Annotated in this window: 11 protein-coding genes; 4 read left to right on the top strand and 7 right to left on the bottom strand. The window is 63.4% G+C overall.

The features are described 5' to 3' along the window. The first annotated feature begins 46 nt into the window (after window positions 1-46). A complete protein-coding gene (locus tag OUZ30_RS14515; RefSeq protein WP_266183026.1) occupies window positions 47-820 on the top strand; it encodes a hypothetical protein in 774 nt (257 codons plus the stop codon). Window positions 821-870: 50 nt separating this feature from the next. Here the strand turns inward: OUZ30_RS14515 and OUZ30_RS14520 are convergent, their stop codons facing one another. Beyond that, window positions 871-1,311, bottom strand: coding sequence for a DUF4870 domain-containing protein (locus tag OUZ30_RS14520; RefSeq protein ID WP_266183027.1), 441 nt, complete (start codon window positions 1,309-1,311; stop codon window positions 871-873). Between the two features lie 126 nt (window positions 1,312-1,437). Beyond that, the gene (pmbA, locus tag OUZ30_RS14525) at window positions 1,438-2,805 is read right to left on the bottom strand and encodes a metalloprotease PmbA (protein ID WP_266183028.1); all 1,368 of its coding nucleotides are present in this window, start codon (window positions 2,803-2,805) and stop codon (window positions 1,438-1,440) included. Between the two features lie 108 nt (window positions 2,806-2,913). Here pmbA and OUZ30_RS14530 point away from each other — a divergent pair, with 108 nt between their 5' ends. Beyond that, window positions 2,914-3,162 carry a DUF1653 domain-containing protein gene (locus tag OUZ30_RS14530; protein WP_266183029.1) on the top strand — a complete coding sequence of 83 codons (249 nt, stop codon included), beginning with the start codon at window positions 2,914-2,916 and terminating at the stop codon, window positions 3,160-3,162. A gap of 38 nt (window positions 3,163-3,200) precedes the next feature. Beyond that, window positions 3,201-3,779: a ribosome biogenesis factor YjgA gene (gene yjgA / locus OUZ30_RS14535; RefSeq protein WP_266183030.1), complete on the top strand. Its 579-nt coding sequence runs from the start codon at window positions 3,201-3,203 to the stop codon at window positions 3,777-3,779. Between the two features lie 152 nt (window positions 3,780-3,931). Here the strand turns inward: yjgA and OUZ30_RS14540 are convergent, their stop codons facing one another. The 3 genes from OUZ30_RS14540 to tldD all read right to left on the bottom strand — a co-directional run bounded on the left by OUZ30_RS14540 (window position 3,932) and on the right by tldD (window position 7,247). Further along, window positions 3,932-4,153, bottom strand: a complete 222-nt coding sequence (locus OUZ30_RS14540; protein WP_266183033.1) for a hypothetical protein — start codon at window positions 4,151-4,153, stop codon at window positions 3,932-3,934. Next, complete coding sequence (locus OUZ30_RS14545) at window positions 4,150-5,571, bottom strand: YeiH family protein (RefSeq protein ID WP_266183035.1); 1,422 nt, start codon at window positions 5,569-5,571, stop codon at window positions 4,150-4,152. The genes OUZ30_RS14540 and OUZ30_RS14545 overlap by 4 nt, the downstream gene beginning before the upstream one ends. A 236-nt stretch (window positions 5,572-5,807) precedes the next feature. Beyond that, on the bottom strand, window positions 5,808-7,247 hold the full coding sequence (tldD, locus tag OUZ30_RS14550) for a metalloprotease TldD (protein ID WP_266183037.1): 1,440 nt from the start codon (window positions 7,245-7,247) through the stop codon (window positions 5,808-5,810). A 148-nt stretch (window positions 7,248-7,395) separates the two neighbouring features. Between tldD and OUZ30_RS14555 the strand changes: the two genes are divergently transcribed. Continuing rightward, window positions 7,396-8,601, top strand: coding sequence for a sterol desaturase family protein (locus OUZ30_RS14555; protein WP_266183038.1), 1,206 nt, complete (start codon window positions 7,396-7,398; stop codon window positions 8,599-8,601). 7 nt (window positions 8,602-8,608) lie between these two features. Here the strand turns inward: OUZ30_RS14555 and OUZ30_RS14560 are convergent, their stop codons facing one another. Both OUZ30_RS14560 and rng read right to left on the bottom strand, forming a co-directional pair. Beyond that, window positions 8,609-12,490 (bottom strand): YhdP family protein, encoded by a 3,882-nt coding sequence (locus tag OUZ30_RS14560; RefSeq protein WP_266183039.1) that lies wholly within the window; start codon window positions 12,488-12,490, stop codon window positions 8,609-8,611. A gap of 47 nt (window positions 12,491-12,537) precedes the next feature. Beyond that, window positions 12,538-14,025, bottom strand: coding sequence for a ribonuclease G (gene rng / locus OUZ30_RS14565; protein WP_266183040.1), 1,488 nt, complete (start codon window positions 14,023-14,025; stop codon window positions 12,538-12,540). Window positions 14,026-14,113: the final 88 nt, after the last annotated feature.

Genomic DNA, 14,113 nt, shown 5'->3' on the forward strand with positions numbered 1-14,113 from the left:
GACTGAAACGTCTAGTGACAGATACCTCCGTTACCTGTCCCTCCCCATGCCTTGCTTCTCTGCTGTTTTGCCGCGCCGCGGCGGCTTCCTGCTGTTGTCCGCCTGCGCCAGCTTGCTCATCGCCAGCGTGGCCAGCGCGGCAACCCCACCCGCAGCGGATTTCAGCGGGGCCTGGCGGCTGGACGACCGCAACAGCGACACGGCTGACACGCTCACCGCCTCGCTGCGCACGGAGGCACGCAAGGAGCAGGAAGCCAAGGAGCAGCAAGCTCCGGCATCGGCCTCTTCATCCTCGACACCACCCAGCAATAACGGCGGCGGACGCCACGGCAGCGGGATGGGCCATGGTGGGATGGGCGGCGGCGGCACGGGCGGCGGGGGCATGGGAGGTGGCGGCATGGGTGGCGGTGGCCATGGCCGGCACGGCGGTGGCGATCAGCCCGGCAACAAGAGCCCCACCGCCGACAAAGACCCCCTCGCAACGGCCACTTTCCCGATGCCGCCCTTGCTGAAGGTCGACTCGGTCCTGCTCGTGCAGCAGGACCCGAAGACCTTCCAGATTCATCTGAACGACGGCAGCCAGCTGACCGGCAAGCTCGACAGCCAGGCGCGGCAATCGCTCAACGGCAACGCCATGGTGCGGGGCCACGTCGACGCGGGACGACTCATGTTCTCGATCGAATACGCCGACGGCTCCCGACTCGACCAGACCTGGCAGCTGTCTGCCGATGGCCAGCAGATGATCGTCACCGGTGCATGGAAAGTACCTACGCTGGAGCAGCCGGTGACCTTCAAGCGCACCTACGTCGGGCTGCACTGAAACGAGAAAGGCAGCCCAAGGGCTGCCTTTCCATCCCTCATGAAGGGCGACTATTTGATCAGGCGCAACGTAAACGGATAGCGGTAACGCACGCCTTCGTTGGCGCGGATCGCCGCGATGATGGTGAACACCAACCACGCCACCCCGACCACCAAGCCAATGGGAATCGCCAATACCACACCCAGTCCCAGGGTCATCAGCGTCAAGAGGAACAAGGCGATGCCGACGATGGCAATGGTGATGTTGAAGTTCAGCGCTTCCTTGCCCTGATCGTTCACGAAGGGCATGGAGTCCTTCTTCACCAGCCAGATGATCAGCGGACCAATGAAGCAGCCCCAGCCAAACCAGTGGCCGGTCACGATGCAACCCAGCAAGGCCGACAGATGAGCGAACATCGCCCATGTCCGCTCTTCGGCAGCAGGCGTGTCAGACGGCGACGATTGGGGCCCGTTCGACGGCGGCGGTACGACAGACTCGGGTGGAACGCTCATGCGTACATCTCCTGGTCGTAAAAGCCTGATTTTTTATAGCCGGCGCTAGAACCGGCACGCCGATCCTAGCAAGTACGCAGGAATTTGCCGACTAATAACCCATCCCCAGAACTACAGCCCGCGAGACTATTCGCCAGCGATGGTCATCTGCTCCAGCAGGATGGACCCGGTGAGGAGGTGCGAACGCGGATCGACGTCCGCCCCCACCGCCACGACGCCTGTGTACATGTCGCGCAGATTGGCGGCGATGGTGATTTCTTCCACGGGATAGGCGATTTGCCCGTTCTCGACCCAGAACCCGGCGGCACCACGCGAGTAGTCGCCGGTAATGGTTGACACGCCCTGCCCCATCACCTCGGTTACCAGCAACCCCGTACCCAGGCGCTTGAGCATGCCGGCGAAGTCCAGCTGCGTACCATCGTCCTGGCCTGGCTCAACGATGAGGTTGTGGATGCCGCCAGCATTACCGGTGGACTCCAACCCCAGCTTGCGCGCCGAGTAGCTGCCCAATACATAGCGCGCCAGCACGCCGTTCTCGATCAGCGAACTGTCGCGCGTGGCGACACCTTCTGCATCGAATACGCCCGAACCCTGGCCACGCATCAAAAACGGCCGCTCCACGATATTCAGCCATGACGGCATCACCTGCTTGCCGACGTGATCGAGCAGGAAGCTGGCTCGCCGATACAGCGCACCGCCGCTGACTGCACTGACCAGATGGCCGATCAGGCCGCGGGCGACCTCCGGTGCAAACAGCACCGGACTCTGGCGTGTCGAAAGGCGCTGCGCACCCATGCGCGATAGCGTGCGCTGGGCTGCCTTGTCGCCGAGGGCCTGTGCGCTCATGAAGTCGTTCGCCGAACGCACGCTGTCGTACCAGTAATCCCGCTGCATGCCTTCCTCATCGCCTGCGATCAGCGACAGCGACAGCGAATGCCGCGTCCCGCGTTCGCGGCCGAGGAACCCATGCGAGTTCGCATACACCGCCAGGCTCTCACCCATCTGCACGCCAGCACCGTCGGAATTGGTGATGCCCGCGTGCGCGCGGCCGGCGTCCTCTATGTCCTTGCCCAGGGCGATGGCCCCGGCGGTATCGATGCGCCATGGGTGCCACAGGTCCAGGTCGGGAAACACCGTGGCCATGCGTGCGGCGTCGGCCAGGCCGGCCGCCGGGTCTTCCTCGGTGAAACGGGCGATGGCGCAGGCCTGGTCCAGGGTGGCCTGGATCGAATCCGGATTGAGGTCGGCGGTGCTGGCCGAGCCCTTGCGCTGGCCGAAATAGACGGTCAGCCCAAAACCCCGGTCCCGCGTATGCTCGACCGTCTCCACGTCACCGAGGCGCACGTTCACGCTCAGTCCCGTATCGATGCTGGCAGCCACTTCGGCCTGGCTGGCGCCAGCGGCCCGGGCGCGGCGGATCACGTCCTCGGCCAGTTGGGCCAGTCGATCCAGTTCTTCGAGGCTGCGGTCCTGGGTGCGGCTGAGTTCGGTCACGCGTGGGCTTCCTGGAGACTGACGGGTAGAATACGCGGTCCGACCCGCGCAATTCCCAGACATGGGGGTGGCGCGGCCGAATGCAAAGAGCGTCCAGCGGAGAACGCCATGTCACCGACAGCCGGCATCTACCGTCACTACAAGGGCCAGCGTTACCGCGTGCTGGGCACGGCCCGGCACAGCGAGACGATGGAGGAAGTAGTGGTCTACCAAGCACTCTATGGCGATTACGGTCTGTGGGTTCGCCCGGCCGCCATGTTTTGCGAAACCGTGGAAATGGACGGTGAACCGATTGCACGCTTTGCACTGGAACAGGCCGAGCCGGATCCGCTCGACCGCCGCGACGCCACGCACTGAAAGCCAAGGCCGCTGGGCCTACTAGCTGGAACCATTCTGTGAACCGTAACTACACCGACGATCCCGAGCACGACTACGGCCCCACGCGCACGCAACAGCGCCGCGACGCGCTGGCCGTGCTCGCGCTGGCCAATCAGCTGGTCGAACTGCCGGCGAGCAAGTTGGCCAAGCTGGACCTGCCCGAAGACGTGCAGCGCGAGATCGCGCAGACACGCCGCATTACTGCGCACATCGCGCATAAGCGGCAGCTGGCGTTCCTGGCGAAAGTCATGCGCCGTCACGATCCGGAAGTATTCGACGGCGTGCGTGCCGCGCTCGGCGTGAATCGCGAGCGCCAGCGCCAGGAAACAGCGGCGATGCATCGACTGGAAGCGATGCGCGATCGGCTGATCGCCGACGCCGACGCTGCGATCAGCGAGTTGATAACGCAGCATCCGAACGTCGATCGCCAACACCTACGCTCACTGGCTCGCCAGGCGAAAACCGAGCAGGAAGGCAATAAACCGCCGCGCGCCTACCGCGAAATTTTCCAGCTGCTCAAGCAGCTGGCTGACGACGAAGCGGATGAGTCCGATGAGCCAGATGATGTGGGTGGAGGCGACGAGGAAGCCCTCTAGATACCAGGCACGCCTCGGCTCCAAAGCGCCCCAGAAATACGTCACCGTCATCCCAGCGAAAGGCACTGGACCCCAGCTTTCGCTGGGATGACGATGAGGCGAGATGGCGGTTAGGCGAGCGATCGGTGAAGTGCGACGACGTTGAGGTGGGATCAACCCTTCGCACTGAACTGGGTGCAGCCATCCTCGGGCGATACCCAGCAATCGTGCAGCATGCAAAGCCGGCTGGCCGCGATGCTCGCGCCATAGGCCGATCCAAACGAGGTCAGCCCCGGCATGCGCTGCTCTACCGCCCGCTGATCTTCCAGCCGGTGAACGCAACGCTCGCAAGATGCCGCCAACTTGCCAACTGGCGTGGCATCGACGTCGCTCACCCGCCCAGCCCGTTCCAGTACGACGCGAACACGTGCACGGACAGCACGTAGCCAATGATCACGTTCACCACCACGCCAGCGGTGAACGCGAGCAGCGGCCTCCATCCCGTTGCACTGAGCGAGCGCAGACGCGTGGTGAGGCCGATGCTGAGAAAGCAGAACGTGAAGGCCCAGGTACGCAACGTGCTGATCGGCGCCACCAGGTCTGGCGTAACGATCTTGCGGTAATCGACCAGCGAGTAATGACTGGCGATCCACGTCACCAGCGCCGAAGCCAGCACGAAACCCAGCACGAACTTCGGAAAGCGCGCCCAAATCTCGCGCACATCCGCTTTTGCCCTGACCCCATCGTCACCGGTATTCCAGCGCGTGGTGGCCACCCAGGCCAGCGTAAAGGCCCAGATGCCGATCCAGATGTCACGTCCCACCACCTTCATCAGCGTGAACGCCTGCACGGCGGCATCGGGCGCGCCGGCGATCGCACCGCCCGCGTTGCGCGCCGCATCGCCATAGGCCTGCGCGGCGGCGACGCCCGCTGCGTCCGCGAACTCGGATGTGCCAATCCATGCACCGGCCACGGCGGTCGACAAACCCAACGCCCGTGACGCCAACGGCAGCACGAAAATCATCACGATCGCCCATACGACTACGAGCGTGATGGCCACCGAGGTGTCTTCCCTGCGCGCACGAACCGCACCGCCGCTGGCAATCGCCGCTGAAACGCCGCACACCGCGCCACCGACGCCGAGTACCGCGGCAAAGCGCTTGTCGAGACCGAGTGCCTTGCCGGCGAAGAAGATCGTGAAGAAGGTGGCCAGCGAGACGATGGTCGCCTGTCCCACCGCCACCGGACCCGCCCACACCAGCAAAGTCAGCGGCAAGGTGGCGCCCAGCAGCACGATGCCCACCTTGATGTAGAACTCCACGCGCAGCCCGGACTGGAACCACTCAGGCAGCTTGACCGTGTTGGATACCAGCAGACCCAGCGCCAGCGCGAGTAGCGGCGCCTCGAGGTTGTAGCGCGACGCCTCGACCCATGCGGATGCGGTAAAGATCAACAACGACGTCACAAATAGCGTGAGGAAAGCGGGTAGAAAACGCGCCAACGAATGCCCCAGGACCGCAAGCCCGGTACCGAACAGCAAGGCGAACGCAGCGAACAGCGCGAGATAGTTCGGCCAGTGGGAAGCAATGCCCTGCCCGGCCTCGGCCAGCGTCTTCCACTTCGCCGGCGCCACCGCCAGCCATTTGAGGCTGCTGCCATGGGCGAACAGAGCCCACGCCACCACGATCACCAGCAGGCCGATCCACACCGACCACCAGTCCTCGTTGGCAAAGACTCCCCACCGCGCAGGACGTGCAGCGGCGGCGCCTTGGGCACCGGCCTGACCCGGCAGAACACGTGTCGCTTCGCTCATCGCAACGCCCTTCACCGAAAGCAAGAACCGGACGTCCAGACGTCCGGGCGGCCAACGGGAAGGGCCGCAGCGGACACTGTCCGCCTGCGACGATCCAAAGCGAAATAAGCTTTTGTTCTATGGATATGCCCGGTTCTTGACGGGAACCTCGCACATTTTCATACGGACGTGGCCCACCCACTAAAGATGCCGGCTTCTCGGGAAAACCGCCGTCAGCATGCGCCAGCCATCGAGGATCAGGACGCCGTACCACCCACCGTCATCGCATCGACCTTGAGCGTGGGCTGGCCCACGCCGACCGGCACGCTCTGGCCATCCTTGCCGCAGACGCCGACGCCTTCGTCCAGCGCCAGATCGTTGCCGATCATCGATACACGGGTGAGCACATCCGGGCCGGAGCCGATCAGGGTAGCGCCCTTGACCGGGCGCGTTACCTTGCCGTCTTCGATCAGGTAGGCCTCACTGGCCGAGAACACGAACTTGCCGTTGGTGATATCCACCTGGCCGCCACCGAAGTTGACCGCATAGATGCCTCGCTTCACCGAGCGGATGATCTCCTGCGGATCGTGCTGGCCGGCGAGCATGTAGGTATTGGTCATGCGCGGCATCGGCAGCTGCGCGAATGATTCGCGACGACCGTTGCCGGTGGTTGCCACGCCCATCAGGCGTGCGTTGAGCTTGTCCTGCATATAGCCCTTGAGGATGCCGTCCTCGATGAGCGTAGTGCATTCGGTAGGCGTGCCCTCGTCGTCCACGCTGAGCGAGCCACGGCGACCCGCGAGGGTGCCATCGTCGACGACGGTGACGCCCGGGGCGGCCACGCGCTGGCCGATGCGACCGGCAAACGCCGAGCTGCCCTTGCGATTGAAATCGCCTTCCAGGCCATGGCCGATGGCCTCGTGCAACAGCACACCCGGCCAACCAGGGCCGAGCACCACCGGCATGCTGCCGGCGGGCGCGTCGACCGCATCCAGGTTCACCAGGGCCTGGCGCACGGCTTCATCGGCAAAGGCCAGCGCGCGACCGTTGTCGATCAGCTCACGGTAGCCATAGCGGCCACCACCACCGGCACTGCCCTGCTCGCGACGGCTGCCCTGTTCGGCGATCACCTGCACATTCAGACGCACCAGCGGGCGCACGTCGGCGGCCAGCGTGCCGTCGGAGGCGGCCACCAGCACCGTATCCATGGTCGCGGCCAGGCTGACGATCACCTGCTTCACGCGCGGATCGCGCGAACGCGCATACGCGTCCACTTCGCGCAGCAGGGCGATCTTTTCCGGGTTGGGCAGGCTTTCGACCGGATCGATCGCCGGATAAAGCTGCCGGACCCCGTTCAGCGCCAGCGGCTTGCCGGCGCCGTTACCACCCTGGGCGATCGCTCGCGCTGCCTTGGAGGCTTCCAGCAGCTGCGGCAGCACGATCTCATCGGAATACGCGAAGCCGGTCTTTTCACCGCTGATGGCGCGTACGCCCACGCCCTGCTCGATCGAATGGCTACCGTCCTTGACGATGCCCTCCTCCAGGACCCAGGACTCGCTGCGCGAATGCTGGAAATACAGGTCGGCGGCGTCGATGGACGGCCCCATCAACTGGCTGAACACGCGATCAAGGTCGTTGGCGGCGAGGCCACCGGGTGCCAGCAAACGACGTTCAACCTGCGCGATCAGGGAATCCATGAAATCTCAACCATGTGGAAAGGACCAGACTTCAGCAAATGGGGGTTGCCTGCCGCGGTTTAAAGCCTGTTGCCGATGCTGCCGAGTCCGCTGAACAGCTACCATGCGGCCCAACCATGCCCCCTACGCCCAGGTGAAGGACCACTCGATGAGCGACGTTTCAAAGCACAAGCTGACCCAACAGGTGATCGACCGTACCCTCAAGGCGCCGATCGAGGAGACCCGCGAACTGCTGCAGCGGGACGGCGAGCTCAAGCCGGGCCTGGGCAAGATCAGCAGCGTCGTCGCGCTCTCGCTCGGCTTCCTCAGCCTGCTCGGCGTGCTTGCCTTCCATTTCCCTGAATATCTGACGACACCGGATCTGCGCCACAAGTATTCGGTCGACACCTTGCGCCAGCTGCTGCTGGTCGCCCTGCTGGTAGCGGGCGGCATGTCTCTCGCCAACATCATCCTGGGTCGCATGCGCCGCTTGAGCATGGTCGCTTTTGCGCTGGTGATCGTGGCCACCGTGCTGGGCGGGTCGCGCGTACCGGTAGGCGACTTTCCCGACCACACGCCTTACATCGGCTTGGACTGGTTCATCCTCGATCTGCTCGGCTCGACCCTGGTGTTCGTGGTGATCGAAAAGCTGTTTCCGCTATACAAGGGCCAGAGTCTTTTCCGTAAGGAATGGCAGACCGACCTAAAGCATTTTGCGGTGAACCATTTCATCGTGGGCCTGGCCTTGCTGGTGGTCAACTTTCTGCTGCATCACCTGTTCGGCTGGCTGGTGCGCAGCGACTTCCAGCAATTCGTGCAGCACATCCGTTTCGTACCGCAGTTGCTGCTATGCGTTCTGGTCGCGGATCTTGCGCAGTACTGGGCGCATCGCGCTTACCACGAGGTGCCGTTCCTGTGGCGTTTCCATGCGGTGCATCACAGCGTCAAGACGATGGACTGGCTGGCCGGGTCACGCCAGCACATGTTCGAGCTGATCGCCACGCGCGTATGCGTACTGGCACCCCTGTACATACTCGGCTTCAGCGAAGCGGTGATGAATGCCTACATCATCGTGGTGGGCTTCCAGGCGGTGTTCAATCACGCCAACGTGCATCTGCGCTGGGGGCCGCTGAAGTACGTCATCGTGACGCCTAACTTCCACCACTGGCATCACGCCTCCGACGACGAGGCCATCGACCGCAACTATGCCGCACACTACGCGTTTCTCGATTACCTGTTCGGTACGGCCGTGAAGTCGCCGAAGAAGTTCCCGGAGCGCTACGGTGTGGTCGGCGACTACATGCCGGATGGCTTCGTCCGGCAGCAACTGTTCCCGTTCCGCGGCAGCACCAAGCCGCGAGATCCTGAGGCGTGAGCAAGCTTTAGTGCGAGCTGCTGGTGGCCGGCGCCGGTGATACGCCCGGCAACAACGGCGGGGTCACCGGCGTCGCGGTCGCCTCATGCTTTTCGATCAGGGTGATCGATGGCTTGTCCCAGCTGCCGGTGATCTTGTAGCGCGCACTCGCCGCGTGATTGATCCCCTTGCCCAGCAAACCTTGGGCGAGAAAGCCGGCCGCCGCGCCGATGGGGCCGCCGACCACCACACCGACAAGAGGCAGGGTGTTCCCCGCATGCGGGGTGGCCAGCACCTGCAGGTCATAGTCCTTCGCACGCAGGCCAGTGCGTCCGTTGATCGAGATTTCTGCAGCGGGGCTGCGAATCTGCAGGTTCTCGGTATGGGCATTGCCATCGCTCAACTTGAAGTCGCCGGCAATGGCATCGAACGCCAGGCCTTTGCCAAACACGTCGCCGAAATTGAACGAGAGGCGGCGCGGCAAATCGAGCACCGACATCAGGCCAAACAGACGCACCACCCCAGGCGTCACCTCGGGCATGCGTCCATCGGTGATATTGATGCTTAGCTTGCCTTCCATATTGGCCAGGTCCATGGCCGAGGGCGCACCGGGCCAGCTGGCATCCAGCTTTGCATGGACCTTGCCGCCTGCAAGCAGCCCCTCGAAGCCGAAAGCGCCCAGCATGTCGCCCAGGTTGTCCGCCGCAAAATCGATCGCCAGCTGGGAATGACTGTTGCCGGCCGTGCCATTCCAGTCACCCGCGCCGTTGATCTGCACGCCGTGGGAAAGCGTACGCAACTGGTCGATGTGCATGCCGCGATCGGTCGGCCAGGTTTCCAGGCGTGCATCACCCAGCTTGGAGTCACCGAAACGCAGGTCGCTCACCCAGAGATGGAACGGCGGCAAGGCCGAAGGCGTGATGCCGGTATCGGCAGGATTTGCCGTGGGGGCCACCACGGCCGGCGCCGTCGCCACGGCTTCTGCGTCGCCCTTCTTGGGCGCCGGCGAGACATCTTTCGGCCAGTACAGCCGCTGCAGTCGCGCCGTTACGCCACGCTTGTTGAGATCGACCAGCGGAATGCCAAAGCGCCCAGCCAGCCCCGCGCTCTCGACGTCGACCGTGAGGCCGTCCGATTGCGAGCTCGCCAGCAAATGCATATCGGTAAATGGATGGCCAAACACCAGGGCCTGGTCGGCGTTCACATCAATGCTTTCGAGGCCCGGACCTGAGTCCGTGCCGCTGGCGGCGGCATACTGAACCCAGCCCGTCACGTCGAGTTTTGCGGCACGACCGCGGACACGCACGCCCTGGTCGGGCACGGTGTCAGGTATGCGTGTACCGAACGCAAACGTCGCAGCCAACGACTTGCCGCTATTTTCAGGCAGGCGCAGACGCGCACGCACGACCTGGCCCAAGCTCAGCTGCACGTCGCTGCCCGCGGTGGGCAGATTCATATCGACATGCAGGGGCAACGATACGTCGACGGGCTTCTTCAACGGCACGGGAAATTTCAAAGCCATGCCGGTAAGCGACGAGTCGACGCTCAATTGCTGCGTGGTGGCAGCCGTGCCATTGGTATGCGCAATGTTGAAACCAATAGCGAAGTCGCTGCGGCCTTCTGCCAGCTGATTCAACCAATCCAACTGGCTATAGCCCTTCGTCAGCTCAATCATGCTGTAGCGACCGCTCAACTTGGCCGCGAGTACCGTGTCAGGCTTTCCAGTGGCACCCGCAATCGCAAGGTCTAGTTTGGATGGCTGGCCATGGAAATTGGTATCCAGCGGCCCGGCGTGGAAGCCCGCCTTGTCGAAGGTGGCGGGCCCCGTAAGCTTGTCCAGCTTGAGGTTCCACTCGGGCGCATTGAAGTCGACGTCTTTCAGCTGGGCGCGACCATCAAGCACAAGGTCCTTTGCGTCCGCCACCGGCAACGACAGGTGAAAATCGAACGCGCCCGTGCCACCCAGGCTGAACTTGGACAAGGTATCAGCCTGATGGATGCCGATCGGGCTCTTGCTCACGAACTCCATCATGCTGGCGCCGGTGCCGCTGCCACTCACATTGAGATCGAGCACGGTGTGGCCCAATTCGGGAATAAGCGCGACCGCCCGATCGACCTTGTTGCCCAGTGACTGGCCTGCATTCGCCTCCACCAGCAATCCGCCGTTGACGAAATTGGCGATCGCATTCACCCCTTCGGCGCGCGGCCACTCCTTGCCATAGTCGAAAACGAGATCGCTCAAGACCGCGCGTGCCTCGAAGCGGCCTTCGTTGTGATGGAACGGCCAATCGGCAAGATCGCCCCGCACCAAGACATCGCCACGATCAATCTTGCCGCTGACCAGCGCCCTGTCGAGCCATTCAATGGCGGCCGGAGACATCGAGTCGATGGGCCAAAACAGCTTGGCCGCCACGACATCGGCATGACTCAGCGACGCAACCATGTCGAGGAAGGGTCGCCCGCCGGCATCCGGGAACGCGATTTCTCCGCGCGCCTCGCCTCCGAAACCAGCGCCTTCGAACTGGAATGGATCCGTGCCGATGTGCCAGGCGTCATCCTGGTGCCAGAACGCCACATCACCAACGAGACGCGACATCAGCAACGGTTCGCGGAACGTGCGCGGAAAACGCATCACTGTCGCTTGTTCCGGTAGCGACAACGATATCGCCTCGGCGTCGCCGCGCAGCTCACCCTGCAAACCATCCACGCCGGGCAGCTTGCCGACTGCATCGATCGCCAGCCCCTTGAACGCGACATCGAGTGTCTGCAGCCCTTCGGCCTTGTTCCAGTGCATGGCCGCTCGCGTCACTTCACCTCGCGGCTTGCCACCACCCACCCATTGCGCAAGGCCGGGTGACAGCTGCGGCTTGAGTGCCAGCCATGGCACGAGCGGTGCCAGCTGGAGATTTTTCGCCGCCACATCGACATGTGCCTGGTCCGTACCCATGGACTGGAAGCTTGCAGCCAACGCCCCCTGGTCATCGCTTGCCCAACGCAGCTCGTAGCTGTCCTGGCCCAATTTCAGTTCAGCCAGACCGTCCAATACAGGCACGTTGACCGTGGCGCCATCGGGGTTGACCACGGACAGTTGCAGCAGATGGAAGCGCGTCAGGTTGCGCACGACCTTCGCATCACGCCAATCGAGCCAGCTCTCAAGCGAACCATGACCGCTTTCAACCGAATAGCCGCCCAAATCGATGGACGCGGACATCGCATGAAGATCGACATCCGTACCACTGATCCATACTTTTCCCTCAGCACCGTCCTGACTGAAACTGCCGGCGCCACTTAGACGTCCAGGCGCCCCCTCTCGCCGCAGCAGGGCACCGACGCGAACGCGGCCGCCCTGTCGGCTCAGGCGCAGCTGGTCGGCGATAAGTGTGTAGTGTTTGTTGACCTGGTTATCGGTGATTTCCAGGCGGGTATCACGCAACCACAGGCCGATCGACAACTGCCCAAAGGCGGGATTCTGGCGCTCCTGCCTGCCTGCCAGGCCAATGCCGTTGATATGCCAGGTACCGTCCGCATCGCGGCTCATGTCCAGTTGCATGCCCCGCGCGCGCAGGTTCACCAGGTGCCGCGTCGGCAACAGCCAGCCACCAAGGTCGAGCTTGAGTTCCGCTTCCGGGATATGCAGCGGCGCGCCACCATCGCCCGCCCCCACCGTGAGACCCCGCACCACGAACACGGGGCCGGACGGTTGCGCATAGCCTTTCACGGACTGGAAGCTCACCGGCCGCTGCAATTTCGCACTGAGCTGGGCCGCCACCCACTCCGGGTGACTCGCCAGCGTAGGCAGCAACAGCTGCGTGAGCGCCAATAGCACGGCGAGCGAAATCACGGCGACGCCGACGACCCAGCTCAACAGCCGGGCGCCCTGCTGCAGGCGTTTTTGCCAGATGGCGCTCACGGCTGACTCACCACACGACATGCCTTGGCACGTGCGGCATCAGATGCTTACAGGAGGACCACATCGAACTGTTCCTGTGAATAATGCTCTTCAGCCTGAAAGCGTATGCTTTTGGAGATGAACTCTTCCAATTCGGCGACCGCGATGGACTCCTCCTCGAGGATGCGGCCGACCACCTTGGGGCTGGCCATGACCAGCAGCTTCTCGGTATTGAATTGGCGAACCGCCCGGGTGATTTCCCGGAAAATTTCGTAAGTCACGGTTTCCGCCGTCTTGACCGTACCCCGCCCACTGCAGGCCGGACAAGGTTCGCATAGCTGGCGCTCGAGACTGTCGGTGGTGCGCTTGCGCGTCATCTCCACCAACCCGAGCGCCGACATGGGATAGACGGTGGTCTTGGCGTGGTCCCGCGCCAGGCCCTTTTCGAGCATGCGCAATACCTGCCGCTTGTGCTCTTCGTCCGTCATGTCGATGAAGTCGATGATGATGATGCCGCCGAGGTTGCGAAGTCGCAGCTGGCGCGCCGCGGCCTGTGCGGCCTCCAGGTTAGTGCGGTAAACGGTTTCCTCGAGATTTCGCGTACCGAGATAGCCGCCGGTGTTCACATCGATGGTGGTCATCGCCTCGGTCTGGTCGACGATCAGGTAACCACCCGACTTGAGCGGCACTTCCTTCTTCAGCGCGCGCTGGATTTCGTCTTCCACGCCGTACAGGTCGAAGATGGGGCGCTCGCCCGCGTAGTGCTCAACCCGGTCGTCGAGATGAGGCATGAACTTGTGCACGAACTTGACGACCTTTTCGAAGGTTTCGCGCGAGTCCACGCGCACTTTCTCGATGTCGTCATTGAGCATGTCGCGCAGGCTGCGCAGCGGCAACGAAAGTTCCTCGTACACGCGCTCGCCGACCTTGGCCTTGACGATGTTCTCCTGCACCACGCGCCAGACCTTGCCCAGGTAGGTGACATCGAAGGCCAGCGATTCGGCGGTCTGCTCCTCGGCATTGGTGCGCACGATATAGCCGAGTGGGTTCTCGCCAATCAGCGGCGTCAGCACGTCCTTCAGGCGTTGACGCTCGGCCTCGTTCTCGATGCGCGCCGAGATACCCAGCGTGCGGGCATGCGGCAGCAGCACCAGGTAGCGCGAGGGAATGGACAAGTGGGTGGAAAGTCGGGCGCCCTTGGTGCCAATGGGGTCCTTCACCACCTGCACCACGATTTCCTGCCCCTCGTGGACCAGTTCGCTGATCGATGGCACCTGGCCATTGCCCGCCGCCGACAATTCGACGCCATCGGCAGCGATGGGCAGCGCTGGCCTGAGGATGTCCGATGCATGCAGGAACGCCGCGCGCTCCAACCCGATGTCGACGAAGACCGCCTGCATGCCAGGCATGACCCGCTGCACCCGCCCCTTATAGACATTGCCCACGTAGCCGCGCCTGGAGGCCCGCTCCACGTGCACCTCCTGCAACATGCCGTTCTCTACCACGCCGACGCGAGTCTCGCGTGGGGTCACGTTGATCAGGATTTCTTCGCTCACCGGGCACTCCCCTGGATGGACGATCTTTATAGCGGCACTACGCGCACACTGTCGATGCATGTCGCGTGTCGCCGACGACAGTTTCGGC

Source organism: Dyella humicola (assembly GCF_026283945.1).
In the GTDB taxonomy this organism is placed as follows: domain Bacteria; phylum Pseudomonadota; class Gammaproteobacteria; order Xanthomonadales; family Rhodanobacteraceae; genus Dyella; species Dyella humicola.

Excerpts from the sequence above, each read along its gene's own strand:
- tldD (WP_266183037.1), bottom strand. The coding sequence starts at position 7,247 with ATGGATTCCCTGATCGCGCAGGTTGAACGTCGTTTGCTGGCACCCGGT.
- OUZ30_RS14520 (WP_266183027.1), bottom strand. The coding sequence starts at position 1,311 with ATGAGCGTTCCACCCGAGTCTGTCGTACCGCCGCCGTCGAACGGGCCC.
- OUZ30_RS14555 (WP_266183038.1), top strand. The coding sequence starts at position 7,396 with ATGAGCGACGTTTCAAAGCACAAGCTGACCCAACAGGTGATCGACCGT.
- OUZ30_RS14515 (WP_266183026.1), top strand. The coding sequence starts at position 47 with ATGCCTTGCTTCTCTGCTGTTTTGCCGCGCCGCGGCGGCTTCCTGCTG.
- OUZ30_RS14530 (WP_266183029.1), top strand. The coding sequence starts at position 2,914 with ATGTCACCGACAGCCGGCATCTACCGTCACTACAAGGGCCAGCGTTAC.
- OUZ30_RS14545 (WP_266183035.1), bottom strand. The coding sequence starts at position 5,571 with ATGAGCGAAGCGACACGTGTTCTGCCGGGTCAGGCCGGTGCCCAAGGC.